Origin of the sequence: Enteractinococcus helveticum, from assembly GCF_001657475.1 — a bacterium.
Classification (GTDB): Bacteria; Actinomycetota; Actinomycetes; order Actinomycetales; family Micrococcaceae; genus Yaniella; species Yaniella helvetica.
The window spans coordinates 114,749-139,167 of the sequence record NZ_LXEY01000015.1 but is presented as its reverse complement, the minus strand read 5'-3'; the positions used below and the strand labels follow the sequence as shown (position 1 = coordinate 139,167).

24 protein-coding genes are annotated in these 24,419 nt (G+C 56.3%); 15 read left to right on the top strand and 9 right to left on the bottom strand.

Going from position 1 to position 24,419, the window contains the following annotated elements:
- Positions 1-122: 122 nt before the first annotated feature.
- The 3 genes from A6F49_RS05545 to A6F49_RS05535 are packed head-to-tail and all read right to left on the bottom strand — an operon-like array spanning position 123 to position 3,717.
- Positions 123-1,451 carry a sugar phosphate isomerase/epimerase and 4-hydroxyphenylpyruvate domain-containing protein gene (locus A6F49_RS05545; protein WP_052504748.1) on the bottom strand — a complete coding sequence of 443 codons (1,329 nt, stop codon included), beginning with the start codon at positions 1,449-1,451 and terminating at the stop codon, positions 123-125.
- The gene (locus tag A6F49_RS05540) at positions 1,448-2,344 is read right to left on the bottom strand and encodes a shikimate dehydrogenase (protein ID WP_043057303.1); all 897 of its coding nucleotides are present in this window, start codon (positions 2,342-2,344) and stop codon (positions 1,448-1,450) included. Before A6F49_RS05540 ends, A6F49_RS05545 begins: the two co-directional genes overlap by 4 nt.
- Positions 2,341-3,717 carry an MFS transporter gene (locus tag A6F49_RS05535; RefSeq protein ID WP_043057304.1) on the bottom strand — a complete coding sequence of 459 codons (1,377 nt, stop codon included), beginning with the start codon at positions 3,715-3,717 and terminating at the stop codon, positions 2,341-2,343. The genes A6F49_RS05540 and A6F49_RS05535 overlap by 4 nt, the downstream gene beginning before the upstream one ends.
- A 160-nt stretch (positions 3,718-3,877) precedes the next feature.
- On the opposite strand from A6F49_RS05535, the gene A6F49_RS05530 reads away from it, so the two are divergent.
- From A6F49_RS05530 to A6F49_RS05520, 3 genes are read left to right on the top strand one after another with little or no spacing between them, the layout of a single operon-like run.
- Positions 3,878-4,645, top strand: coding sequence for an IclR family transcriptional regulator (locus tag A6F49_RS05530; RefSeq protein WP_043057305.1), 768 nt, complete (start codon positions 3,878-3,880; stop codon positions 4,643-4,645).
- 30 nt (positions 4,646-4,675) lie between these two features.
- Entirely contained in the window at positions 4,676-5,128 is a 453-nt protein-coding gene (gene aroQ / locus A6F49_RS05525; protein WP_043057306.1) for a type II 3-dehydroquinate dehydratase, read from the top strand.
- A 49-nt stretch (positions 5,129-5,177) separates the two neighbouring features.
- Positions 5,178-5,561: a nuclear transport factor 2 family protein gene (locus tag A6F49_RS05520; RefSeq protein WP_043057390.1), complete on the top strand. Its 384-nt coding sequence runs from the start codon at positions 5,178-5,180 to the stop codon at positions 5,559-5,561.
- On the opposite strand, the gene A6F49_RS05515 is transcribed toward A6F49_RS05520, so the two are convergent.
- On the bottom strand, positions 5,558-6,952 hold the full coding sequence (locus A6F49_RS05515) for a short-chain fatty acid transporter (protein ID WP_082911611.1): 1,395 nt from the start codon (positions 6,950-6,952) through the stop codon (positions 5,558-5,560). The two genes, A6F49_RS05520 and A6F49_RS05515, sit on opposite strands and share 4 nt — an antisense overlap.
- Positions 6,953-7,298: 346 nt before the next feature.
- Between A6F49_RS05515 and A6F49_RS05510 the strand changes: the two genes are divergently transcribed.
- Positions 7,299-7,562 (top strand): hypothetical protein, encoded by a 264-nt coding sequence (locus tag A6F49_RS05510; RefSeq protein WP_043057308.1) that lies wholly within the window; start codon positions 7,299-7,301, stop codon positions 7,560-7,562.
- A gap of 74 nt (positions 7,563-7,636) precedes the next feature.
- Here the strand turns inward: A6F49_RS05510 and A6F49_RS05505 are convergent, their stop codons facing one another.
- A complete protein-coding gene (locus tag A6F49_RS05505; protein WP_043057309.1) occupies positions 7,637-8,146 on the bottom strand; it encodes a MarR family winged helix-turn-helix transcriptional regulator in 510 nt (169 codons plus the stop codon).
- A gap of 118 nt (positions 8,147-8,264) precedes the next feature.
- Between A6F49_RS05505 and A6F49_RS05500 the strand changes: the two genes are divergently transcribed.
- The 3 genes from A6F49_RS05500 (at position 8,265) to A6F49_RS05490 (ending at position 10,417) form a co-directional block, all read left to right on the top strand.
- Positions 8,265-8,927: an NADPH-dependent F420 reductase gene (locus A6F49_RS05500; RefSeq protein WP_235604875.1), complete on the top strand. Its 663-nt coding sequence runs from the start codon at positions 8,265-8,267 to the stop codon at positions 8,925-8,927.
- 27 nt (positions 8,928-8,954) lie between these two features.
- Positions 8,955-9,995: an LLM class flavin-dependent oxidoreductase gene (locus tag A6F49_RS05495; protein ID WP_043057310.1), complete on the top strand. Its 1,041-nt coding sequence runs from the start codon at positions 8,955-8,957 to the stop codon at positions 9,993-9,995.
- Between the two features lie 152 nt (positions 9,996-10,147).
- A complete protein-coding gene (locus A6F49_RS05490) occupies positions 10,148-10,417 on the top strand; it encodes a DUF6480 family protein (RefSeq protein WP_043057311.1) in 270 nt (89 codons plus the stop codon).
- Here the strand turns inward: A6F49_RS05490 and A6F49_RS05485 are convergent.
- The gene (locus A6F49_RS05485) at positions 10,414-11,106 is read right to left on the bottom strand and encodes an HD domain-containing protein (protein ID WP_052504749.1); all 693 of its coding nucleotides are present in this window, start codon (positions 11,104-11,106) and stop codon (positions 10,414-10,416) included. The genes A6F49_RS05490 and A6F49_RS05485 overlap by 4 nt on opposite strands.
- Before the next feature lie 121 nt (positions 11,107-11,227).
- Here A6F49_RS05485 and A6F49_RS05480 point away from each other — a divergent pair, with 121 nt between their 5' ends.
- From A6F49_RS05480 to A6F49_RS05460, 5 genes are all read left to right on the top strand, one after another.
- Positions 11,228-11,794 carry a hypothetical protein gene (locus A6F49_RS05480; RefSeq protein ID WP_043057393.1) on the top strand — a complete coding sequence of 189 codons (567 nt, stop codon included), beginning with the start codon at positions 11,228-11,230 and terminating at the stop codon, positions 11,792-11,794.
- 61 nt (positions 11,795-11,855) lie between these two features.
- Complete coding sequence (locus A6F49_RS05475) at positions 11,856-13,709, top strand: hypothetical protein (protein ID WP_043057312.1); 1,854 nt, start codon at positions 11,856-11,858, stop codon at positions 13,707-13,709.
- A 241-nt stretch (positions 13,710-13,950) separates the two neighbouring features.
- On the top strand, positions 13,951-15,396 hold the full coding sequence (locus A6F49_RS05470) for an L-lactate permease (protein WP_235604874.1): 1,446 nt from the start codon (positions 13,951-13,953) through the stop codon (positions 15,394-15,396).
- Between the two features lie 58 nt (positions 15,397-15,454).
- Positions 15,455-16,078 (top strand): SatD family protein, encoded by a 624-nt coding sequence (locus A6F49_RS05465; protein WP_043057314.1) that lies wholly within the window; start codon positions 15,455-15,457, stop codon positions 16,076-16,078.
- A complete protein-coding gene (locus tag A6F49_RS05460) occupies positions 16,078-16,809 on the top strand; it encodes a hypothetical protein (protein WP_052504750.1) in 732 nt (243 codons plus the stop codon). Before A6F49_RS05465 ends, A6F49_RS05460 begins: the two co-directional genes overlap by 1 nt.
- A gap of 58 nt (positions 16,810-16,867) precedes the next feature.
- Here the strand turns inward: A6F49_RS05460 and A6F49_RS05455 are convergent, their stop codons facing one another.
- Positions 16,868-18,517, bottom strand: coding sequence for an ABC-F family ATP-binding cassette domain-containing protein (locus A6F49_RS05455; protein ID WP_043057315.1), 1,650 nt, complete (start codon positions 18,515-18,517; stop codon positions 16,868-16,870).
- A 264-nt stretch (positions 18,518-18,781) separates the two neighbouring features.
- Between A6F49_RS05455 and A6F49_RS05450 the strand changes: the two genes are divergently transcribed.
- The 3 genes from A6F49_RS05450 (at position 18,782) to A6F49_RS05440 (ending at position 21,987) form a co-directional block, all read left to right on the top strand.
- Entirely contained in the window at positions 18,782-19,216 is a 435-nt protein-coding gene (locus A6F49_RS05450; protein ID WP_043057316.1) for an LPXTG cell wall anchor domain-containing protein, read from the top strand.
- Between the two features lie 162 nt (positions 19,217-19,378).
- Positions 19,379-20,041 carry a 4a-hydroxytetrahydrobiopterin dehydratase gene (locus tag A6F49_RS05445; RefSeq protein ID WP_043057317.1) on the top strand — a complete coding sequence of 221 codons (663 nt, stop codon included), beginning with the start codon at positions 19,379-19,381 and terminating at the stop codon, positions 20,039-20,041.
- Between the two features lie 227 nt (positions 20,042-20,268).
- The gene (locus A6F49_RS05440) at positions 20,269-21,987 is read left to right on the top strand and encodes a DUF5635 domain-containing protein (protein ID WP_043057318.1); all 1,719 of its coding nucleotides are present in this window, start codon (positions 20,269-20,271) and stop codon (positions 21,985-21,987) included.
- A 250-nt stretch (positions 21,988-22,237) separates the two neighbouring features.
- Here the strand turns inward: A6F49_RS05440 and A6F49_RS05435 are convergent, their stop codons facing one another.
- The gene (locus tag A6F49_RS05435; RefSeq protein WP_043057319.1) at positions 22,238-22,996 is read right to left on the bottom strand and encodes an SDR family NAD(P)-dependent oxidoreductase; all 759 of its coding nucleotides are present in this window, start codon (positions 22,994-22,996) and stop codon (positions 22,238-22,240) included.
- 176 nt (positions 22,997-23,172) lie between these two features.
- Positions 23,173-24,396 (bottom strand): MFS transporter, encoded by a 1,224-nt coding sequence (locus A6F49_RS05430; RefSeq protein ID WP_043057320.1) that lies wholly within the window; start codon positions 24,394-24,396, stop codon positions 23,173-23,175.
- Between the last annotated feature and the right edge of the window lie 23 nt (positions 24,397-24,419).

Genomic DNA, 24,419 nt, shown 5'->3' with positions numbered 1-24,419 from the left:
AATTCACCGGCCGCATCGGCGACCACGAAATCACCTTCCCGCCAGACATCACCCCCGGCGCAGCCCACATCCTGGACCGACTCAAGCTCACAACCTAAAACGGGTCACTAAACTTGTGCAAGTCAGGCTGAAGCGCCGAAATGGTCGCGAGCTTCTGGCACGTTGAGGTGATCCAAGCGCACGGAACCCGCGGAGACTGCCGGGGTCGCTGCGTTCAGCCCGAATTCCTCCGGCCAGGCGGCAGCGTCGTCGTCGATAAAGAAGACCTGCATGCCGCTGGGACCAACCACCCCATCAAGCCGGGCCTCATCGGTGATCACTGGACGCGAGACCCGGGTGGCGCCCAGGGCCTCTGCGCGGGCCAAGGCCTCGGTACTGTTGGTGACTTGCACAGCAACCGAGGCGATATACGTGCCATCACCGCGGTTGGCGGACAGCACGACTTTGACCTCTCCGCACATAAACAGTTGGGCGGTTTTTCTGCGATGCTGACCAACGAAGGTGAATCCCAATGAGCCCAGGAGCGCGCCGCAGTGATCTGGTGCGTCGGTACTGATTTCGATGTGATCGATGACTTCAATCGGCTCGACCTTGGGCATGGGTGTCAGCAGGGCACGGCACGGATGATCTTTGGGGACCAGTCCGCGGGCACCCTGTTGGACCCAGCGCAATGACCGCAGCCCATCGACGGCGGTGATATTCGGGTTGGTCTCGCGGAACACATCGTTGAAGATCTCCAACGACAAGGGCCCCTGGTAGCCGGCCTGGGCAAGATAGGCCATGAATTCGAACATGGCGAAGCTGCCCTCGCCGGGGAAGACCCGATGGTGGCGCGACCACGGCAGTAAGTCCATGCCGAGTTCTGGGGCATCTGCCAGTTGCACGAAGAATATTTTCTCGCCCGGGATCTGAAGAATCCGGGAAGGATCATCATTTTTGGACAGGATGTGAAACGAGTCGAGACACACCCCGAGGTTGGGGTGATTCGCGGCCTGGACCAGTTCCCAGCTATGCCAATACGTATTGACATAGGTTCCCCATGCCAGGGCCTCGTAGGCAATGCGCATGTCATAACGGGCAGCAAGTTCCGCGGCACGGTGCAGCTGCTCGGCAACCACGGCGTCGTCGTCGATGGTGGCTGTGGCCACGTTGGAAGGGACCAGGATCATGTCCATACCGAGTTCTTGCATCAGTACGAATTTGGCTTCCAACCGGTGCAGATTGGCCTGGAATAGTTCCTCAGTGACGCCCTCCAAATCGCGGAACGGCTGGTAGAGGTCCAGGGTGAGATCCAGGCGATCGGCCAGCGCTTTGATTTCGGCCGGCGAGGACGGGGAGACGACAAGGTCTTGTTCAAAGATCTCGATGCCGTCGAATCCGGCTCGAGCGCAGGCCTGCAATTTTTCTTCAAGGGTGCCGGCCAGACACACCGTGGCAATGGAGGTTTTCATACGTTCTCCTTGAGTTGTAGCTGTTCCAGCTCCACGAGTTCATTGAGGTGAGCGTACATACGGTTGCGATCCGGCACGAGGCCGGTCACCAATGCAAAGGTATCAGCCGCTTGGCCAACCGCCATCGCTTTGCCGGGCATCACCGCGCAACCCAGTGCGCTTGCCTGCTCGATGAGTTCGGTCACCGCGGGTCGATAGACGATATCGGCCACCCACATCTCGGAGTGGAGCAAGCTGACATCCACGGGCAGTCCGGGATGTGAGAACATGCCGATCGGGCTGGCGTTGACCAATCCGGTGGCCTGCGGGATCCACTGGGTGCCATCGGCTGCAGAGCCGATCCGAATCTCAACTGTCGAGTCCGCCGGCTGGGCATGTTGGACTTGCTCTGCCAGCGCTTGGGCTCGCTGAGGCTGCGGGTCGATGATGGATAACCGCTGCGTGCCGGCCCCTATGAGCGCATCGGCCACGGCTGAGCCAGCGCCACCGGCGCCCAGTAGGACGACGTCGGCGAGATTCGCATCGGGCAGTTCCAGGGCAAGTGCGGAGGCGAATCCGGAGCGGTCGGTGTTGTAGCCTACGAGTTTGCCGTTCTCAATGATCACGGTGTTGCAGGCGCCTAGCCGTTTGGCTGCCGGGTCAATGTCATCGAGATATTCCAGGACGAGTTGTTTGCACGGGTGGGTGACATTGAATGCGTTGAAGCCCAGGTTGATGCCAGCTGAGAGCAGGTCACCGATCGCCGTGGCGGGCAGTTTCAGCTCTAATAGGTCAATGGGCCGATACACGAATCGAAGATTCTGTGCGGTGGCCTCGCGTTCGTGCATTGGTGGTGTCAGTGATGGTCGGACGCCTTCACCGATCAGTCCCATGAGATAACTGGGTGTGTTCATCGTTGTCCTGCTAACGCGGCACGTTCCTTATCGGTGGTGTGCATGTCGTCGATTTCGTCCAGAGTGGCGGCGTAGGTTTCTTTGGCTGTCATCGCGGTCAGCGCGACAATCACACAGACCACGGTGGCAAAGACGGCCGGTGGGAACCAGTTGGTCTGCTGATCACCGGCAAGCAGAGTCGCAACCACCGGAACTAGACCACCGGACAGGGCGAATCCAAGTTGGGTGCCCAAGGCCAGGCCGGTAGCGCGCACTCGGGTGGGGAATTGCTCGGCATAGAAGGATGGCCAGATCGCATTGGCTGCAGAGTACATGGCACCGGACATCAGAACGCCACAGATAAACAGTGCGACCATGTTGCCTTGAGCAATGAAGTACAGGTACGGGTAGACAAAGACCGCAGAGCCCAGGGCTCCGAAGATGAAGACTTTCTTGCGTCCGATCCGGTCTGCCAACTGTCCTGCAAATGGAATGGCCACCAGGGCCAACAGGTTCGCTAAGACCGGCACCCACAGCATGGTGGAACGATCCAAGCCGTGACCGTTGGTGGCAAACGAAATTGCCCACACAGTGATGTAAATGTTGATGGTGTTGATCAAGGCGCACACCGTGACACGAAGCACGGCGCGCCAGTGGAATCGAAGGGTCTGCGTCAACGGGGTGAGTGCGACGGTCTCGCGGCGTCGGGCTTCAAATGACGGCGGTTCTTCCAGGTGACGACGGATCAACCAGGCGACGACAACGACGATTGCTGAGATCCAGAAGGGGATGCGCCAGCCCCACGAGTAGAGCTGTTCGTCGGTCAGGAAAGTGGTCAGTGGAATGAAAATACCGGTGGCCAACAGGGTGCCGGCTTGGGTGCCGTGCAGCGTCCAGGAGGAGGTCAGGGCACGACGGTTGTCATCTGAGTGCTCAAGTGACACTGAGATGGCTGAAGCTTGTTCCCCGGATGCCGAGAGTCCTTGAATGATGCGGCAAAGGACTAATAACGCGGGTGCTAGAAAACCGACATCTTCGTAGGTGGGTAAGAATCCGATCGCGAATGTCGCACCACCCATGAGGAAGAGGGTCAGCATCAACACGAAGCGACGCCCCAACCGGTCTGCGAGCGGCCCCATGACCAAAGCACCAAAAGGTCGCACGATATAGGCGACGCCTACGGTGCCCATGGCAAGCAGCACAGCAATTCCCGGTGAAGTGTCTTCTGGGAAAAACAATGTGTTGAGCACTAATGCTGCGGCAGTGCCGTAGACCGCGAAATCATAGTACTCCAGGGCTGAACCGATCCAGCTAGCTAACGCAGCGCGTTTGGGCGTGCGTTCTGGCAGCTGACCTTCGGTAGCTGCTTGGACCTTAGCTGCCGCTGCAGACATAAGATCACCCGACCTTCATCTCGTGTTGCCATTATTTGGCAATTGTTGTTGAATATTGATAACTCGTTAAGAATGGGCCACCACACACCAGCGTGTCAAGCGACACGTAAATGACCGCTGGATTACTGTAAGCGAAGTTGCTAGGGAATAAGGAGCGGCAATGAGTTCAGGAAGTTCAACCCTTCTGAAGGGACTTGATGTACTACGCCTGATGGGCCGGTATCCCTCAGGCGCGCCTGCTGCGGTCATCGCCAAAGACTCTGAGCTCCCCTTTTCTACCGCCTACCGGCTGCTGAACTCCCTAGTCGCTAGCGGTTTTGCAGAGTTTGATGCCGACACGAAGCAGTATCGGCCCGGACTGGCGATTTTTGAGCTCAGCTCAAAGGTTGCTTCAGCTCGTGGCTACGACGGCACGGTGCTTCCGGTGTTGCAACAGTTATCCGATGCTACGAATGAGTCGTGCCTTTTCGCCGTCCGTGACGGGCTGGATACAGTGACGGTGCATACGGTGGATGGTCCGGAATTTCGGCAGACCACTGACCCGGGTGACCGACTGCCATTGCACGTGTCTTCGATGGGCAAAGCGATTTTGGCTGGTCTGCCAGAAGACGAGGCCGATGAGCTCATTGAACAGCTGACATTTGAACCCCGCACTGAGCGAACGGTCTCAAGTGCCGCCGCGTTACGCAATCAAATTGCTCAGGGACGCAAGGTCGGATACGTCTACCAATCCGAAGAAGTGGATCTGGGGATGAATGCTATCGGGGCACCAGTTATTGATCCCAACGGCAACGTGCTGGGAGCCGTTGCCATTGCCGCACCATTATTCCGTGCGACCAAAACAGATCTAATACAACACCGCGAAGCGCTGGACACCGCTGCATATCGGCTCGCGATCGCCTTAACCACGATCCAACCACGCGGCTAACTCAGCTGCGATTGTACGATGAGGAATATTATGAAAACTATCTACGTACTGAACGGACCGAATCTGAATTTGCTGGGCATGCGTGACCCTGCAACCTACGGCACACAAACCCTGGCTGATATTGAGTCGAACTGTCAAAAAGTCGCTGACCGGCTTGGACTGGAACTGGTTTTTCGCCAGAGTAACCACGAGGGCGAACTCGTCGATTGGATTCACGAAGCGGGTGTTGAAGTTGCCGAGGCGAACAGCGTGGGCGTTGTTCTGAATGCTGGAGCTTATACGCATACTTCTGTGGCTCTAGCCGATGCGATTTCCGGTGCTTTCGTTCCAACGATTGAAGTGCATATTTCCAATGTTCATGCTCGGGAAGCTTTCCGTGGTCATTCCTACCTATCGCCGGTTGCTGCCGGGGTGATCGTTGGTCTTGGCTCCTATGGTTATGAGCTCGGTATGCAGGCGCTTGCGCACCTGGCTGAAGAATAAAATGGTGTGATCTGGCCGCGGGTCATCCATGCCGAGTACCGTGTCGTGTATGAGCCAGACACAACAACAATTACTGCAGCTGGAGCATCAAGGGTGGCAAGCGCTGTGCGATGGCACTGGAGGCGCTTTCTATGGTGAGCTGATGAGCGACGCCGGTGTCATGATCCTTGCCCACGGTTACGCATTTGACCGTAAGGCAGTCGTGGAGTCGCTGGAACACGCGCCCACCTGGGATAGTTATGAAATTACCGACCCAGTCGTGATTTCGTTGGGGCCGGACCAGGCGATCTTGCGCTACACCGGCACCGGCCGACGGCACGGCGAACCAGATTTCGTAGCCCTGATGGCCAGCATCTATATTCGCCACGACGACGCGTGGCGCCTGGTCCACTACCAACAGACCCCGGTGCCGATTTCCACGCCAAGCGACTAGAGGGACACTAACAGCAGCGTGGCACCAAAGACGAGGCCCGAAGCGATCAGCACGATCGTGGTGTAGCCCAGGATGTCGCGCATCTTCAGGCCTGCAATCGCCAACAGCGGGATCGCCCAGAACGGTTGAATCATATTGGTCCACTGGTCGCCGTAAGCCACGGCCATGATGGTAATTTCTGGTGCGACACCCAGCTCGGCGCCGGCCGACAGCATGATCGGGCCCTGTACAGCGAATTGTCCACCGCCGGACGGCACGAAGAAGTTCACCAGACCGGCCGATAGGAAAGCCAACAGACCAAAGGTGACTGGATTGGAAATCGACACGAAGGCATCCGAAAAGATTTGAATCAGTCCAGACCCGGTCATCAGCCCCAGGATGCCCGCATACAGTGGGAACTGCAGCAGAATTTCGCCGACATTGGCTGCCGCATTCTTGGTCAACGCGATGAGCTCAAATGGGTTGCGAACCAGCAGCAAAATCAGTGCCAAAAACGACCAGTTGACGGTATCCAGGGTGAGGGTGCCGCCCTGGACGAAGTGCAGTACGAGGTATGCGACCAGCATCAGGCCCAGCAATAAGGTCACGATGCGGCTGGCATCCAACCGATCTGCTGGCGTGACGACTTCTTCTTGCCCGTCGTCAACTTTTTGGCGAGTGTCGATCTTGAGCTCGGTGATTTTGTCGCCCTTGCGTGGTGCCACCAGGTATAGCGACAGCCCAACCACCAGAATAGTCACGACGGCGGCGATCATGTTCCAACCGGAGAACACGGTCTGGCTGATCGGCACCGTCTGGCCACCCAGCGATTCGGCGAGGAATGAATCCGGCGTGGCAGCCGTGAGGGGCCCAGAGGCTGAATACCCCATGTGCCACACGACAAACCCGGCAAAGCCCGAGGCTACGAGCATTGGGAAGTGCAGTTTCAGTCCGCGTTGACCACCCTGATAGGCGACTTCGCGGGCCAGGAGTCCGCCAACAACCAGTCCAAGACCCCAGGTGATCAGGCTGGCAATCGCGGCAACCAGAAACACGAAAACGTAGGCGGCCAGTTCGGTGCGCGGAACACTCCCCAGAAACGCCAACCCACGCTGGACCGGGCCGGTGTTGGCCAACATGTGCCCGAATAACAGGATCAGCGCCATCTGCGTGATGAAATCTAAGAGTCCGGCAAGCCCGTTGCCCCAGTGCAAGACCAGATCGCCGGGTGCGGTGTCAGTGAGGATCAGCGCCAGAATCACAACGACGAAGGTCAGCAGAATCGAGAACACCAAAGCCGACGGGATGAACCGTTCGACGACGTTATTCAGCGGCCGCATCGCCCGCGACAGGGGAGTGCCGTCCTTCTTCTGCGCTGTGGCGGTACTTGAACGTGAATTGGGGGATGACATGTTAAAGACTCCTCAAGTTCAAGGGGCGTACCCGGTGCACACTCCGTGCCCTGGATGTTACGGCAGTCTGACATGGGGAAGAAGAGTACACTCCATGGCGTCTTGAGACGCTGCCTCATGATGTTGGTCTCAAGTTGCAGTCGATGGGTTGTGTCACAAACGGAGGGTTTGTTGAATCATCTGAAAAAACTTGAGGTTTTGCGGAGATCCCGGCTGTGTCGCTGATCTTCAGGGTTTTCAAGCTATTTTGTAAGTTTTCTTGCGGCTAGAAGCCCTTACATCGCTGCCTTAGGACCACTAGCGTGGAGGTATAGCATCCTCGAATCGAAGGATGAAAGGAGTCGTTATGAATCCTCAAGAGAAACTTCCGGATCAGCAACCCCAACAGCCGGACCCCGAACATGGGAAGTCCCCAACTCGCATGGGATTTTTCATGGTCCCAGTCAGTCTCGTCGGCGCCGTCTTACTTATCGGTGTGGGCGTTCGGTTTATCACGGTGTCAGGTCAGCCCGATGCAGTCGGGTATGTGGCATTCGTACTTGCCGCAGCACTTGTGGTTTTCGCGGTGGTACGCATTAGAAAGATCGCCACAGGTAAGGAAAAATATTAGCTACTAGCGCGCTACGTCCGCTAGAACGCGAGGGGACCGGTGAGTATCATGCGATGCTCTCCGGTCCTTCGTCTTTATAAATGGTCGATGGCCGCACAGGGGTCTGAATTCGGATCTGCCTGATGAATAGTCATCGCTAATAATCCTACGAGCCGACGAAAGACCTTGGAGTCTTGACCTTGTTCCTCTAGCCCGGTCAAGAGCTCTAGCTCTGCTGCAGCCACGCGTTTTTCGTATGTTGTCAGCAACTTTTTGCCTACCTTCGTGGGAATAATTTTGCGTGAGCGCCGATCTTCAGGGGCTGGAATTCGTTCGACGACGTCCGCCTCAACCAGCGTATCTAAGAGGTAGGTCAACACCGTTCGATCAATGGATAAGTGTGCTGACAGTGCCTGTTGATTCGGCGGATCCCGATGTACCACTGTTGAAAGCACTTGAAATCCACGAAACCCTTCCGGCATGCCTTCGATGGCTTCATCAAGGCGCTTCTGATACCCGCGCAAGATCATACCCAGGTCCCAGCCAAGGTCACCAGGCTGCTGCGTTGGGATAGCTGATACGGCGGTTCGAGCTTCGGATTGCATGCTCCCATCGTACTACATATATGTTGTTGCAAATATGTTCTGTCTGCAATATCATCTGTCGTGCAACATAATTTGTCGGGGAGCTGATGTGTGCCCTCGACAGCAAAGGAGATCCAGCGTGAGCGATTCGAACACACTGACAACCATTGGGATTCTCGGTGCCGGCAGGGTGGGCACTGCCGTAGCTCGTCAGGCTATGAAAGCCGGCTACGACGTCAAAATCGCTACCGCAAAACCTGCCGAAGAAATCAGGATGATCGTTGACATTGTCACGCCAGGCGCCCAAGCCGTGGAGGCGTCTGAAGCCGCGAGCCAAGAGCTGGTCATACTCGCCGTGCCGCTGCATAAATACCGCACCGTCGACCCAGAACTCCTGGCTGGTCGTACGGTCATCGACGTCATGAATTATTGGGCGCCGGTTGATGGCGTCATCGCTGACTTTGAACAGGCAGACCTGGGGAGCAGTGAGGTTATCCAGCAATATCTCGCCGAGTCGCACGTTGTGAAATCTTTGAACCACATTGGCTACCACGAGTTGGAAGAAGACGATCAACCATCGGGTGCCCAAGGTCGCCGTGCGCTTGCACTGGCCGGTGACGATGCACGGTCGAAAGCGGTGGTTGCAGAATTTATTGACCGGCTTGGTTATGACGCCATTGATGCCGGACCGCTTGCCGCTGGCCGCGCGTATCAACCGGGTACCGACATTTTTAATGGCTCCCACAGTGCCGAACAGCTGAGTGCATTGCTGGAGGCTGCACTGCAGCCCTCACACGTTTAATTCTTCCCACCTGAATATTGGAGCCTCATGGAAATCGGTGCCTACAGCTTCGGCGACACCCAGCTCGACGAAAACGGCCAACAGACAGATACCGCCGGTGCAATACGCAACCTGCATGAAGCCATTGTGCACGCGGATGCGGTAGGGTTAGATTACTTTGGTGTTGGTGAGCACCATACGATGTCGATGCCGGCATCTTCGCCGGGCGCCGTCATTGCTGCCGCAGCCGGTGCGACCAAGCAGATCACACTTGGCAGTGGCGCGAGTATTATCAGCACCGATGATCCGGTGCGGGTGTACCAGCAGTTTGCCACTGCGGACGCGATCTCTGGTGGCAGGGTAGAAATCACCGCAGGACGCGGCTCCTCGGTCGAAACCTTCCCATTATTTGGCTACGACCTAGCCGACTACGACGAACTGTACGCCAATAAGCTAGATCTACTGATGACCATCAACGACAGCTCATCGCCCCAGGTCACTTGGCAAGGAGCGCGGCGTCCGGACATTCCAGGACTGGACGTTGTGCCGCGCCCGTATAACAGTCGGATGCCGATCTGGCTTGCCACCGGTGGTAACGCGGGATCGTCGGCTCGAGCAGGACAGCTCGGATTGCCTATCTCGTACGGCATTATTGGGGGAGCGCCGGCCCGGTTTGCTCCACTGGCGCAGCTGTATCGAAAATCTGCAGACGCGGCAGGACACCCTGTCTCGAACATCAAAGTTTCGGTGGCAGCCCTGGGCATGGTTGCCCGGACCAAACAGGAAGCACTAGACCGCTTCTATCCGGGGTGGTACAACCTCAACGTTGAGATGGGCAAGCGACGCGGCTGGTCAGAACCCGATCAGCGCGCCTACCTAGCTCAGGCCGAGGCACCCGGCGCCTACTACATTGGCGACCCGGATGACGTTGCAGAGCGCATCGTCCACCTGCACGGGTACATGGGGCATATGCGACACTTCTTACAGATGGATATTGGCGGCATTCCGCATGAACATCTGATGGAATCGATCACGCTGCTAGCAACCGAAGTGAAACCACGGGTTCAACGACTGCTGGATCGTCAGTAAGACGCTTGTCGCTGCCTGATTCTTCTCGGCTGAGACGCGTTTCGATGATGTTTTGAGTGACCTTGCCAGCGCTTGCAGCGGCCTTTACGCTGACGATAGACCCCATGCTTGAAGCCTCAAGATTTCAGGCAGCTCATCGGAGGTGAGTCACAGTGTCGAACCAACAATCGGGACGTCCAGAAGATCACGAACCAAGAAATCCCAATCTTGATCCAAGCACTACCGGCGATGCGGACTTGGAGCCCGGTGGCGGCGTGAAGCCAGGGCATACTCCACCAGATTCTCATTCAGCAACCTCAACCCCGCCTCATGCGCCAGAAGCGCGGCCACCACGGTCAAAAACGACACTGATCGTGCTGATCATCCTGGTCGTCATCTTGGTGCTGATTTTCGTCGCTTACGGCATTGGCCTGTGGGGTTAGGGCCGTAGCGTTGCTTTCACTTCATCGGTGGTGGCCATGGACTCCAGGCAGGTCATGGCCATGGCCATCGCTGCGCCGTAATTGGTGAGCAAATAACCGTGTACTCGCGAGGTACTCAAGCGCAGAGCTTCGGGGCGGCTGAGCCCAAACCAATCCATAATGACGTCGAGCCCAGCCGGAGTCACCCGCCAGATCTTATCGGCGTCTTTGACGATGGCATCATTGAGCGATAGTGCTTCCATGCGTGAATCGTGCCCGTCAATGATCTCGGTGATCTCATCAATGAGCGGTTTGGGGAAGCCCAGCTCCGTCAGGATTTCCTGAGCGATGCGGGCACCTTCTTGTTCATGCAGCAATACGAGATCTTTGCGGCCACCACCCGGGGCGATCGCCTCAAGAACTTCGTCGTCGGGAATTTTTGACCACCCGGTGTCATGTAACAAGATTGCCGGCAACACGACGTCGGGGTTGGCGTCCGGGTAGGACTGTAATAACGCTGAGGCAATACCGTAAGCAAACAGTGAGTGGTTATCGTTGCGCCGAGTTTTTAGATGGGGCGCAGCCAGCTGCCAGACGCGTTGTTCAAAGGCACTCAAACTGGGCAAGCCGGTCAGTGAATCGGTGTCGGGGATCTTGTCGCTGATGTCGCGACCCAAATCATTCTGGCGCGCCTGCAGTTTTTGGTACATGCCCGCCACGCTAGGTGACCGGCAGCATAATCGCCACAATCGGTTTCCGGTGGATGGAAACCAAAAGGTGATCGTCATCCTTTGGCTGACAACTTGTGTCAACTTTTGGTTTACTGATTCCATGGATCCGATCTTGCAAGCTCAAGAAGAAATCGACAAAGCGAAAGCACACCTTCACGCCGCTGTCCAACAAGCCCGAGCAGCGGGCCGAACCTGGGCGGATATTGGCGAGGTGCTAGGCATTAGCCGACAGGCAGCATTCAAACGCTTTGGTGAAGTCATCAACCCGGCCAACGGCCAACGCATAACAGGAGTCCCGATGTCTATTGCAGTTATCCAACAACTCACGGAAAAAGTTTTCGATCTGATTGCCGAAGCAAAGTATGAAGAGCTCGAGCAACTGATGCACCCCGAAGTCCGCGAAGAATTGCCCGCCTCGCTCATCGCTGAGACGTGGGCGTCAGTCCTAGCCGAAGTTGGCGCCAAAGAGTCCTATAGCGATACCCATGTCGTGCTGCCTGGTGGTGAACGAGTGGAAGAAGATACCGCCATGCTGGGCAACGTGGTCGGTGTGACAGCAATTCAGCACGAAGCCGGTGAAATGATGGGCCGGGTCGCAGTCGATGAACAACAGCGTGTGGTCGGGATTCTGATCGTCACCCCAGATTATGAGCCGCTGCCGTTTTAGATATCCACAAAAGGCCGCCAGTGACTATTCCTAGGGCACTGTCGGCTGGTATTTTTGTGGCATGACCGATCGGAACATGCCATTTGACGATCCAAAATATTTCGGACTTCCAGCAGACGCCAGGATTGCGCATCAGCCAGGAATGGCTGATCAACTCATGCGAGAAATCGCCCCACTCCTGGCAGCAGATGGCATCGATCTCACCAATCTTGACGACGTGGATCTTGATGAACTCAACGCCGCAATGGCCCGCGCCATCGAGCGACGAAATATGGAGCTCATCACCCCGGCCGGTGATCGCGAAGCAGTGACGATTTTGACGCTCTACAGCATCGTCTATGCTCTGGACAGCGGAACCGAGGAGCAGCTGCAGAAAATCTTCGCTTCGATCGGTCCAGAACCCACGCACATGCGGCCAAGCGCGGGTCACCTCACCGGTGTGGCCATGGAGACGCTGGACAAGTGGTACACCGATTCGTCGCTTGCAGACAGCTTGCAGCATGCCACGCTAGCGTTTGGTTACGCGGAAACCCGCGCAGCAGCTGAGGATCTCCAGGTACTGGCTCGAAAAGGCCGTGCTTTCCAGTCCTATAGCAATCTACTGGTCAGCCACGGCGGACTGGAGCTGGCCCGTGCCGGCGCCTACTTGATCTATGTGTCTATTGCAGCGATAGCCGCCGGGCGGCAGCTGGCTGTAAACGACGCCCTCACAGAGTTTTTACCCAATAAGCCGCTGTCAAAAGAGCATATTGATAACATCCCGGTCGCGCCTGAAGTTGAACAGTGGATTGCTGAAGAAGAGCGCTATGAGGACTTTCGTTTTTGGTTGATTGACCACTATGACGATGAGGACGCTGACGAAATTTATGAGCTCTTCATCGAACGCGTTTTGCAGGCTTTAGAAGCTGGTCTTGAACCGGACGATCCACATGCCATCCACCCATGGTTAGCATCCGTCCAATTTTCGCTCGACTACCAGGACGTCATGGAAAGTGTGCATGCCATTTCAAGCTATGTCGCATACCGTGTCGAAAATTCGATAGATCCGTCCCCGTGGCTTGAATTGCTAGAGTCATTTGAAACCGGTGTCGGTGAGGATCCGCTTGCTGAGCAGTTCCGTGGCATCATCGATGCTGCGGATAAGGTGCCGATGGGCGATCGACTTGCTGCTATTTGTCAGTTGCCAATCGTCGACGGGTTGCGTGAACTGGGCCAGTGGTTGGCTACCTCGAAACCCGTGACTACAAGTCAGGTGCCTCGGCGGGCCGATATCCAACGCCTTGCCGATATGATCGGTATCCAGGCTGTCGGTGTTGCCACAAAACCGGAGCTGCAGTATGAGCCGTCGGCGTTTGAAGATCTCATGGCCAGCTCGTCAACCGCGCCGAATCCCCAGATGCCGTACGTGCCAGACCGCACGAAGACGTACAGTGTTCAATCGGCGTTGGAGATTCCGGAACTCATGTCATGGTGGACCGCGCTGGAAGTGCTGGAAATCATCGAGTTAACCGCCTCAAGGGTCAAGCAAGGTCCTAATGCCGAGGCATTTATTGGTGAAGACTTGTCGTTAGAAAATGCCGAACACATCGCTGGGATGTGGATCGCGAATGTGCTGTTGCATTATTTTGACCGAACGCACTATGAAGCCCCTGCGGCAGCGCTTGTTATTAACCACCTGACCAGCGCCATGTCGGGTGCAGCCATTCCACTAATTGAACCCAATCCTGACGTGGATATCGGCGTTCGCATCACGAATGTTTCATACTGCAGAAGCCTGCGATATTTGCATGACATGGGACTGGTGCAAATTCAAGATGGGCTATTACATGTGCCAGCAACATTGCACCGGCCAGTTGTACTTGGGTTGTCAACGGCTGTTCAGCAAGTCACCGAACTGTTGACGGACTTTGAATAGCAGCTGCCGTTGTTGTTCAAGAAATGCCGGGTGCCGCGTTCTACGCGATGGACGCCAAGATTCGCGGCGGTCCGCCACGCGACACAGGCATTCGCAAGAACGTTTACGAATCCACTCTTTGAAGCTTATTTTTTGCCCTAAACCACCCAAGGGTCAATACCCACGCTGATCAGGCGTGAAGCGGCTATGCTAGAGGTTTGCGTTCGCCGGACAGAAGGGTCATCAGCATATGGGGTTTTTCATGGCGATCTTGCCTGTGCTCCTGACCCTGGGATTGTTAGCGTTACCTCGCATACCGGGAACACTGCCGCCTTTGCTCGGAACGCTCGGTGCAGCCGGAATCGCGCTGTGGTATTTTGCAGCTCCTGCTCAAGACTTGATCACGGCGTGGAATGCCAACTTTTGGACTCTGATAAAAGTCTTGGCAATCATAGGTGGTGGAGTGCTGTTGTCCGGTGTCATGGACCGGACTGGTGCCCAGCGGAAACTTGCCAATTGGCTCTCGGACGGTGGTCCCACGATTGCCGCCGCACTGCTCATGGCTCACGGGGTTGTGCCATTTTTAGAAACGGTCACCGGTTTCGGCATTCCAGTGCTGATTGGGCTACCGCTATTGCTGTCGCTGGGCTTCACCCCGTATCGAGCAGCATTGCTGACGTTGTTGGGACTGATGATTGGACCGTGGGGTTCGATGGGCCCGGGGACGTTAATCGCCGCCGATGCTGCCGGCTCATCATTGACCGACATGGGCTTGATCTCCGGGTGGTGGAACCTCCTGCCATTTATCGCTTCTGGCATTGCAGTATCGATTCTGGCAGGCAATGGACTGATCGAACATAAATTATCGCGCGGCCAACGGATTGGCTGGGCGGCGGTTGGCGCAGGTTCCGGGATCATGTTGTGGGGCCTGACGATGCTAGCGAATCTGCTCTTAGGCACTCCCGTGGCTGGGGCGGTCGCCACGTTGATCACGTCGATCATGTGGCTGTTATTTATCCGTCGTGGGCGGCTCACTCCAAGCCCGGGACTGTCGCTGGTGCCGTATCTGATCTTGATGGTGGGCACGATTGCTGGCCAAGTGATCTACCGTACCTATGATCTCGGGGTCATGGGTGAAGTGCTGGCCTCGCCAGCGTTGTGGTCGATCACCGGCGCACTGGTCTCTTTGACGTTCTTGCCGATAGAGGCCGAGAGTCTGCGGGCTTTGCCGGGAGCGTCGATGCGAATGTGGTGGAATGCTGCCATGCCAACCGCGTTATACATTTTGTTTGGCGTTGTCATCGCAGGCGGGGGTCTGGCCGATGTCATCGCTGGCAGTCTGGTGGTTCTAGGGCCAGTGTATTTATTTTTACTGCCTTTCGTGGCAGGACTATCGGGCTACATTACGGCATCCGGAACCGGGGCGAACGCGATGTTTGGTGCGACCCAAGTGGCTGCAGCCCAGGGACTTGGCGTCTCCCCACCATGGGCAATGGGTTTGCAGAACTCTGCTGCCGGTTGGGCGATCATCGCCGGCCCTGCGCGTATTGAGTTGGCCTATCGCGTTGCCAATGTCTACCAGCGATCCGAGACCCCGGGACCGGCAGTTTCACGCGGTGCACTGCTGAAAGTTCTGTTGCCTCTCGTACTCTTGAGCTTGGGGCTGTGGGGAATTATCGCCGTCGTCTTCTTGCCGATGACTGGCTAGAACGTGATGGCAAAAATGCTTATATTTGTTTGTTTATAAGTGTTATTGTGGAGACGTGATGCAGGTAGCTGGAATTATTGCAGACATCGTTGGCTCGCGTGATCTCACCGATCGTGCCGCGGCTCAGCGTGCCATCCTCGAGGCGTTTGAGAGTGCCGAATCCTCCGTGCCAGTTGTGCGCCAGGCTTGGGCTACGGTCGGCGACGAGTTTCAACTGATCGCCGCTACGTGGCAAGATGCCTTGCGCATCACCATACGCGTCCAAGCATTGTTGCCCGAGGATCTGCGCTTGCGATTCGGCATCGGCGTTGGTGAGATTAACACTATCGATGAGGGTGAAGCTGGACCGATTCAAGATGGCACCGCCTGGCTTAACGCACGCCAAGCCATTGAACATGTGGAAAAACAGCAGCACCGGCGCGATGAGGTGCTCACCGGATTTCACGGTGATGATCCCGAACTCACCGCCGCCATCACCACCCAGTTAGTATTGCGCGACCACATTGTCGGGCGAATGAAGGCACGAGAACGACGACTTTTTGCAGCCCTACTGACCGGTGTCACCCAAGAAGATGCCGCGCGCGCCGAGAGCATTTCCCAAGCCGCGGTTTCGCAAGCCTTGCATCGATCCGGAGCCATGGCATTATTGGACGCAGATGGCGTGCTGAAAAGGGGGTCCTGATGTTGGTCGTTCTGACGATTTTGGCGGTAGGGGTCACCGACCTCATCGGCCTGGCTCAAGCTCGTTTGCCGATTCAAACCGTGCGCTATGTGCAATTGGTCTGGTGGTTGGTTGTCACGGTGGCGGCGGCTTTTTGGGTCCGCCCCGAAGGTTGGGCCGGAGCGGTGGCCGCACTGGTTGCCGCGGCCTGGTATTTCATTGCCGAACGCATGAACGGACCCATCGAAAATGACGGCGACACCCGGTCGGCACCCGAACTGTTCGCTTGGTCTGCGGTGGGGCTGGTGGTCATTCTGGCCGGCTTTGCGAGGTTGGATATTACGGTGCTCAGCGCAGCCGTTCCAACCGGGTTGATGTGGCTCGCCCTGGCGATATTTCTGACTCAAAGCGGCAATCGCATCACTCGCGCCGTCCTGTTGCTTTCGGGGCGAGATCTCGGTGCCGATGGGCAAGCTGCCGGGGCGGTTCCGGGGAGTCGGCTGAAAGGTGGCCGCGTCATCGGCCCCTTGGAGCGCATCTTCATTATGGTGCTGGCCGTCGTCGGTGCCTATCATGTGGTTGCTGCACTTATGGCAGCAAAGGGTATTGTTCGTTTTCCCGAGATTTCTGCCGATGCAAAGCGGGAAGATCCGGTCCAAACCGGAACAAAAGCCGAAGAGTTTCTCGTCGGCAGTCTTGCCAGTTGGGGATTGGCTGGCGGCGCGGGCCTCCTGGCAAGCATCCTGTTGTAGCACAAAACCCCTTATATCGAAATTAATATAAGGGGTTTTGCGCCATGGAGGGGTGAAATTACGAGGTGGCGGCCACCGACGTATTCTCCAATGCCAGAGACGGCCAATGGTCGGTATCCCGCAGCAGCTGTCGATCATGGGTTGCCATAATGACGGCAGCCCCTGTGATTTCGAGAGCCTCCGTCAGCTCGTCGACGAGTCGAATTGATAAATGGTTCGTCGGCTCATCTAGCAGCAACACATTCGGGCGCATTGCCAATACCAGGGCGAGTTCTAACCGACGTTGTTGTCCCATCGACAGCTCACCCACGCGCAGCCGCATCTCCGAGGTTCCAAGCAGACCGAGATCTCGAAGTGAGACACCCTGCCGCTCGGACACGACATTGCGTGCAATAAGCCGTTGGACGTGCGCCTCAAAAAACGCGCCAACGCGTTGCTGTGGTTGCAGCACGGATTCCTGCTCGAGCAAAGCAACCCGAGCTGAAGCGTGATGCTGCACGCTGCCGGTTGTTGGTTCCAATTTTTTGGCCAGGACCTGCAAGAGCGTTGACTTGCCTGCCCCATTTGGGCCGGTCACAACCAGGCGATCGCCACCGGACATCTTCAGTGAAACTGTTGAGGTCAGTCGATCAGCTACGCTGACGTCTTCTGCAGACAGGACCGTGGCGCTTGATCTGCTCTGCACCTCTGGGAACTTTAACTGCAAGGGAGGCTCAGGAACGCTAAGCGTGTGTGCTTCCAAAGCATCCTGGCGTCGCTGAACGTTGCGGACGGTTGAAGCCGCACGAGTGGCACGAGCATGTTTGCCCGTGCCCTTGGGTGGACGCCAGCCACTGACCAACCGGTCTTGTGCAGCCTGCAGGTCATCCTGAAGTTTGGCGTGCTCAACCTGCTGACGAGCATACTCTTGCTCCCATTGAATACGCTCAGCTCGAGAGCGCTCCCGATATCCCGCATAACCGTCACCGTAGAGCCTGGGTCGGTCATCCGGTGTTGGGTCCAGACTCAGAACTGTTTCAGCAATATCTGCCAGCAGCGCACGGTCGTGGCTAACCACAACGACGCCGCCATTGCGGTCGCGCAGACTCTGGGTCAGAAAATCCAACCCACGGCGGTCTAAATGGTTCGTGGGCTCATCTAATAAGAGGAAATCGTGATGCCCGCCCAGCAGACAGGCCAATCGCACACGATACCGTTGCCCCACCGAAAGATCGCTCAGTACGACCTCACGATCGGTCTCGGCATCGAGTGCTTCCAAAGCTTGAGTCACGCGACGCTCAGCATCCCAAGCATCAATGGCCTGAGCGAATTCGAGCGCAACAGCAAACCGTTCCTCAGCACCGGTTTCTCCTGCAGCAAGTGCTTCCGAAGCGGTATCTAATTCCGCTAATGCTGCGACTGCGGACGAAATAGTTTCTGCTATCGCATCGCCGACGGTACGAGCGTCGTCGGCGTGCATCTCTTGTTCTGCCACTGCGATGCTGCCGTGACGCGTCACGGTTCCCGCATCTGGGGTCAACCTGCCGGCAAGAACATGTAACAGGGTAGTTTTGCCGCGACCGTTTTCACCGACAATGCCGATCCGGGAGGACGGTGTGACGGTGAGGTCGACGTTGTGCAGAATGCGCTTGCCGCCGAGTGTCAGTTCGATTGCGTGCAGGGTAATTTGGGCGCCAGAATGCGCCGGATGTTTAGATTCGAAAGGCATAAAAAGTCCTTGAAAGTCTCGTGCAAAAAGGGCACGAAAAATGAACAGCGACCAGCTTGGTCAGGAAAAATTGCCACCATCGGCTCGAATCAGAATGTGTCGAGCACGGAAGGCCGGTCGGCTGCTCTAGAGATAAAGGAGTTGCTGTAATGCCATGCCCACAGTGTAACGAAGTGTCATGTTGTTGACCAGTTGCTCATCAATTTTCCATCCGACCCTTAAAGATTCAGGGGAAACGGCCTCAAACTTGGGCGCTTTCGCTAGATGCCTGCAAGACAAGGTAAGTGGCCAGCGAATTCCGGTTCGGAATACGTCAACGACTACCAAAGTACCGCCGACGTTGACGAAGACGGCGTCGCCTCATTCGTTATCCATGGATACGACGTTGCCGATCCAGCCGTTTACCTCGGTGAATACAACACCGTCGTCACCTATGTTGATGATGCTGGCGAAACTCAGACCTTGAGTGGAAGCTTCACCGTGGTCGACGGTGATGACGACTCCACCGGTGGCGGCTCAGATGGTGACGACGATGACCGCGGCTCATCCGCCCCGGTTGACATCAACGGTGCCAGCGGTCTGGCTCAAACCGGCGCCAACGGCATCCAGCTTGGCTTCCTGGCTGGCGGCCTGCTGTTGGCTGGTGCGGCATTCGTTGCATTTGCTAACCGTCAACGCCTCTTCGGGCGCAGCGCCTAACCGATAGTCAATAAAACTTCATAACGCATCACCAGACCGGCCTCTTCTGCAATCGCGGAAGGGGTCGGTCTGTGTATTCAACAACACTCGACACTGCCGTACCCAGCTGCCAGACTTGAGGTGGAAATACGACCCGGTGTCTACGACGTCAGGAGGCCTACCATGACCAACGTGACCTCATCCCAAGCCCAAGAACAGCTGTCAGACTGGACCGTCGTTGACGGACGTTTAGAAATCAGCGTGCGCGCCAAAGATTTTGTGCAAGCCATCGAGTTCGTCAACCGCTTCACCAACCTGGCCGAAGCCCAAAACCATCACCCCGATTTCGATATCCGCTATAACACCATCCGTATGCGCGTGGTCAGCCACGACGTCGGCGGACTCACCGACCGGGACATAAACTTCGCCACCGCTGTTAACGTGCTCATCGAGGAAATGGGGCTCAAACGCCAGCCTGAAAAGATCACCCGCAGCCATGTCGTTCTCGTGAGTGCCAATGTTGATGCGATTAAACCGTTCTGGCAAGTGATTTTTGATTTCAAAGCTGCCAAAAATGACCAGTTCCTGACCGACCGCTCCGATGTGCTGCCGCCGATTCGTTTCCACCACTTATCAAACGCCCCGGTTTCTGACGGCGACGACAATGCCACTCCCGCACCAGGCAACGTGCACTTCGAGGTATTTGTGCCCTCGTCCTTAGCAAAAGACCGGCTGCAAGCCGCACTCGAGGCCGGCGGAAAATTGCTGAGTGACGCTAACGCAACTGACCAATGGGAATTGGCCGATAAAGACGGCAACCGCGTTTTACTACGCACCGATCAATAAAGCAGCCTCTTAATCTGTCACTTTTTCGGTTTTCTCCAGAGATTGACAGATTAGCGACCCCTCTAATCTGTCAATTTTCCGATATTTCGTAAATATTGACAGATTAGGCACCCCCTTAATCTGTCAATCATGCTCTCCGTGCTGTAAAGTCAGGTGTTGATTCGAGGTCATCACCAGGGTTTATTAATAAAACTCTGCGATTTTGCTATGGGAATGCGGAGCAGTGCATGGTTTTCGCCGGTATTTTCAACAAGAACATGTTTGTGGATGAGGTTGAGAAGATTTTGGCCTCCGAAGAAGGTGGTCGAATCACTTCATCCATTGAAACGGAGCCGATCGACTTCAAGGAAGAGGCCGGGCGACGAGTTCGTGGATCGATAGAACCCGGCCACTCGGAGAATCCGGAAGCTGCCAAAGCCCTTGCGGATGAAGTTGCGTGCATGGCCAATACGCCCGGCGGTGGTGTGCTGATCCTTGGGGTCGAAGATCGCACTGGAAATATTATCGGCACCGAGCTCGACGTAGATTGGCTCCGCCATAGAATTTATCGTGCAGTGACAGTCGCACCTGATATTGCGATTCACATCGTTGCTGGTCAGCGACTCCTGGTGCTTTATATACCGCCTGCACGAGAACCAGTGGAAAATACAAGCGGACAGCTCCGATGGCGCGTCGGTTCAAACTGTGTGCCCATTGACCGAGCGAAATGGTGGGAGCAGCGCGACCAGCAGTTTGATTTCGATCCGATGATGCAGCGTTCCGACATGACAATCGAAAACGTTCGAGTCGAAGCCGTGGAACGTTCACGTCAATACCACACGGGGGCTACTTCTACCGTTGAAGAGTACTTACGGCAAACAGGTGCCCTACGTTCTGACGGATATTTGTCCAATGCTGGTGCGCTGCTATTCACCGGCCAATCTCGAGCACAGTTGGAAGCCACAGTGTTTGATGTTCCCGCTGGTCAGGTAAGGAACCGGTTCGTACCTGAACCCGGCCTAGGGCTCGTGGAACAATTGTTTCAGGTCGAAGCATTCCTGAAATCTGTCAATCACGCAACGACCCGTCAAACAGGGCTTGTGCATGAACAAATTCGGCATGTTCCAGAAAGCTCGGTTCGTGAAGCATTGCTCAACGGAATTATCCACAGAGATTGGAACAGAGCAGAGCCAACAGATATCCGCTGGATTGAAGCGGACAGCTCGTTGACTGTTCGGAGTCCGGGGGCTTTCCCAGGTGAAATCACCGCACAGAATATTTTAAGTGCCCGTCAATCAAGATACCCTGCACTGGCAGATCTATTTCGTGCTATTGGGCTGGTAGACCAACAGGGCGTTGGGGTTGATCGGATGTATCGAGACATGATCATTCTGGGGCACCAGCCGCCGCATATTGAAGAAGTCGCTGGACCGTACGTTGAGTGCAATCTATACGGTGGAGAGCCCGTTTACCCAGTATTGGACTGCGTACAGGCGTTTGTCCCCGCTACACGCCGACATGACTATCGAATGGCGCTAGTACTGTACTTGCTACTGCATAAACCGTTTGTCGAGGTCAGTGACGTCGCAGAGATCATGCAATCAGCGGATGAGGCAGCTCGGGCAGCTATTGCCATGGCGCGTCAGACCACTGTAGATGGGGTGCCTCTGATTGCCCCGCATAAAGACGTATGGATATTAGGCGAAGGTGCAAGGAAAATTGTCAGTTCTACCAAGGACCCCTCGGGTATCTACGACGTTGTGGCGTATTTGAATGCTGACAGTGAGCAGCAAACTGCTGTTGTGGACTACTGGATGGATCGCCTTGGGACTATCACGACCGGTGATCTAATGGTCCTGACTGGAAGCGCCCGAGGTACCGCGCGCAGGAGACTTGATGAGATGGTGGACGACGGTGCACTTATACAGAAAGGTTCCGGACGGGCCAGCCGTTACGAGCGCCCCTAATGCGGACTCGCACTGTTGCGATGGGCAGTATCTGCCAATTTTTGGGTTCTCTCCATAAGTTGACAGATTAGCGACCCCTCTAATCTGTCAATTTTCTGAAATCCTCCGAAAACTGTCAGATTAGCCCCGTGCGTCGGTTCGGAGGAAAACTTCTGATTCGAGATGTCAACTGACAAAATGCAACGCAAAAACTGGCAGAACGAATTGAAGAACCGTTCTGCCAGTTTTATATGGAGTGCCTTATGCGACCTTAGATGGCGGTGTAGCCACCATCAACTAGATGGTAAGAGCCAGTGATGAACGATGCCTGATCGCTCAGCAGGAAGATCACCAGGTTGGAGACTTCCTCGGCGGTGCCCAGGCGGTGCAGGGTGTGCTTTTCTGCCAGGGCGGTCATCGTCGCTTCGTCCAGGGATTTATCGAGCAGCGGTGTACGAATATAGCCCGGGCCAACAGCGTTGATGCGCAGATTCTGTGGACCGTATTCGGCGGCGGCATTCTTGGTCAGACCAATCACACCGTGTTTGGCGGCGGTATATGCGGCATTATTTGGAGCGGCAACCGAACCGTGGATTGATGAAATATTTACAATCGCGGCCTTCTGCGCGCCAGCCTCCAGCATTGCTGGAATCTGATAGTGCATGCCGTACAACACCCCGTTGAGGTTGATGTTGATCACGCGATCCCAATCGTCCAGATCAAGTTCACCAACTGGTGCAGACTTGCCGCCAATACCTGCGTTATTCACTGCCAGGTGCAGACCACCATAGGTCTCAACGGCGTAATCCACGGCGGCCTTGTTGTCGTCTTTGGACGCGGTGTCGGCTTTGAATGCCGATGCCTTGCCGCCGGCTTGTTCGATTTCGGAAGCCACGCGCTTGGCGGCATCCAAATCAATATCGGAGACGACGACGTTGGCGCCTTGTGCTGCCAGCTGCTTCGCTACGGTTTCACCAATACCTGAGCCTGCTCCGGTAACCAGTGCTGTGCGATCTGAAAACAGTGCCATGTGTGCTCATTCCCTTCGTTGTCGAGTGCCCAACGGGATGGTCGTACTCACGTCAAGCGCGAAGTTCTGTCTTCACCAGCCACTCTACTGTTTCAAATTTGAAATAGCTGTTAGGTGATGCACATTCATCCTTCTCCGGCAGGGAAATCCGGGCAATGGGTGCCACCGATGGGGGACTAACTGCGGCCTTTATACCAGGGGCCGCGCACCCGGCGGATGCGCCCGAACGCAATGATCATCGAAATCAGCGCCAGTCCAGCAAAGATCAGCAGTGTGGTGCTGTACGGCATGACCGGCAGCAGTGCGGCAATCACAGTTGGGAAGAGGAACCCAACGTAGGTCAAGGCGTAGAAAATACCGGTCAGGCCAGCCAGATCGCGCGGTGGGGCAATCTTCTGGACGCGAGTCAGTCCGGTCACCAACACCGTGCCGTAGGCAAGACCGAGCACGATGGCTGCGATGATGCCGGTGATCGGACCGGCGTGCAGTGCTGCCATGGAGGCGGTGCATATTCCAATGACGACGAGCGCCAGTCCCAATGGCAAGCCTCGGCCGTCGAGTTTGCGGTCGAGTTTCTGGGCAAACGGTTGCACAAACGCGCCGATGCCAAGGGTGAGCACCGCCAGGGTGGTGGCGTAGATGGTCGTGAAGTCTCCGGTCGCATCGGCCATGATCTGCGGCATCAAACCATACGCAATACCGCCGGCGCCGAACACCCACGGGGCAGCGGTGGCGACCTTGATGAGAAAGTCCGGATGCGCTGCACTGGGTGTGCGTAGTTGCCCCACCCAAGAAGTCTGTGGTGGCAGTTGGCGCGCGTTGGGCCCCACGGTTTCGGGGGCAAGCGCCGTCGGAATGATCGTCAGGACTAACAGGGTGATGGTAACGATGAACGGGATAAGGGTGGGATGTGGTGCCCATTGAGCCAACACGCCGGTGACGGCGGCTCCCATGCCGAAACCCAAGGTCATAGTCAGTGATGGACGCCGAGCACCCGCGCCGACGGTTGCTTTGGGATCCCAGTCGGGAGATGAGAGCTCTTTGATCCAGGAGGTTCCCACGGACATGCCAATACCCACGGCAAGGCCGGCGAAGAAGCGGCCGGTGTAGAGCATTGACAGCGAGAATGGTCCCAGAAGGATCAGCAGGTTGCCGATCCCCGAGGAAATGAGCCCGGCCAGCGTGATGGGTTTACGTCCGTAGACATCGGAGAGCGCGGCAGCCACGAGTAGGCCGGGGATCAGCCCGAAGACGTAGGTGCCCAGCAGCATGTTGGTTTGCCACGGAATGAGGTCGGCGACCTCGTCGTAAAGCGGCAGTAGCGGCGTGAAGTGGTTGCCACCCCAGGCCATGAAAAATAAGGACGGCACGGCCAACAGCCACGGGGTGATATTGCGCATCGATGTCCTTCCGGTTCAACTTT

Excerpts from the sequence above, each read along its gene's own strand:
- A6F49_RS05545 (WP_052504748.1), bottom strand. The coding sequence starts at position 1,451 with ATGAAAACCTCCATTGCCACGGTGTGTCTGGCCGGCACCCTTGAAGAA.
- A6F49_RS05540 (WP_043057303.1), bottom strand. The coding sequence starts at position 2,344 with ATGAACACACCCAGTTATCTCATGGGACTGATCGGTGAAGGCGTCCGA.
- A6F49_RS05535 (WP_043057304.1), bottom strand. The coding sequence starts at position 3,717 with ATGTCTGCAGCGGCAGCTAAGGTCCAAGCAGCTACCGAAGGTCAGCTG.
- A6F49_RS05530 (WP_043057305.1), top strand. The coding sequence starts at position 3,878 with ATGAGTTCAGGAAGTTCAACCCTTCTGAAGGGACTTGATGTACTACGC.
- aroQ (WP_043057306.1), top strand. The coding sequence starts at position 4,676 with ATGAAAACTATCTACGTACTGAACGGACCGAATCTGAATTTGCTGGGC.
- A6F49_RS05520 (WP_043057390.1), top strand. The coding sequence starts at position 5,178 with ATGAGCCAGACACAACAACAATTACTGCAGCTGGAGCATCAAGGGTGG.
- A6F49_RS05515 (WP_082911611.1), bottom strand. The coding sequence starts at position 6,952 with ATGTCATCCCCCAATTCACGTTCAAGTACCGCCACAGCGCAGAAGAAG.
- A6F49_RS05510 (WP_043057308.1), top strand. The coding sequence starts at position 7,299 with ATGAATCCTCAAGAGAAACTTCCGGATCAGCAACCCCAACAGCCGGAC.
- A6F49_RS05505 (WP_043057309.1), bottom strand. The coding sequence starts at position 8,146 with ATGCAATCCGAAGCTCGAACCGCCGTATCAGCTATCCCAACGCAGCAG.
- A6F49_RS05495 (WP_043057310.1), top strand. The coding sequence starts at position 8,955 with ATGGAAATCGGTGCCTACAGCTTCGGCGACACCCAGCTCGACGAAAAC.
- A6F49_RS05485 (WP_052504749.1), bottom strand. The coding sequence starts at position 11,106 with ATGTACCAAAAACTGCAGGCGCGCCAGAATGATTTGGGTCGCGACATC.
- A6F49_RS05480 (WP_043057393.1), top strand. The coding sequence starts at position 11,228 with ATGGATCCGATCTTGCAAGCTCAAGAAGAAATCGACAAAGCGAAAGCA.
- A6F49_RS05475 (WP_043057312.1), top strand. The coding sequence starts at position 11,856 with ATGACCGATCGGAACATGCCATTTGACGATCCAAAATATTTCGGACTT.
- A6F49_RS05470 (WP_235604874.1), top strand. The coding sequence starts at position 13,951 with ATGGCGATCTTGCCTGTGCTCCTGACCCTGGGATTGTTAGCGTTACCT.
- A6F49_RS05465 (WP_043057314.1), top strand. The coding sequence starts at position 15,455 with ATGCAGGTAGCTGGAATTATTGCAGACATCGTTGGCTCGCGTGATCTC.
- A6F49_RS05460 (WP_052504750.1), top strand. The coding sequence starts at position 16,078 with ATGTTGGTCGTTCTGACGATTTTGGCGGTAGGGGTCACCGACCTCATC.
- A6F49_RS05455 (WP_043057315.1), bottom strand. The coding sequence starts at position 18,517 with ATGCCTTTCGAATCTAAACATCCGGCGCATTCTGGCGCCCAAATTACC.
- A6F49_RS05450 (WP_043057316.1), top strand. The coding sequence starts at position 18,782 with ATGCCTGCAAGACAAGGTAAGTGGCCAGCGAATTCCGGTTCGGAATAC.
- A6F49_RS05445 (WP_043057317.1), top strand. The coding sequence starts at position 19,379 with ATGACCAACGTGACCTCATCCCAAGCCCAAGAACAGCTGTCAGACTGG.
- A6F49_RS05440 (WP_043057318.1), top strand. The coding sequence starts at position 20,269 with ATGGTTTTCGCCGGTATTTTCAACAAGAACATGTTTGTGGATGAGGTT.
- A6F49_RS05435 (WP_043057319.1), bottom strand. The coding sequence starts at position 22,996 with ATGGCACTGTTTTCAGATCGCACAGCACTGGTTACCGGAGCAGGCTCA.
- A6F49_RS05430 (WP_043057320.1), bottom strand. The coding sequence starts at position 24,396 with ATGCGCAATATCACCCCGTGGCTGTTGGCCGTGCCGTCCTTATTTTTC.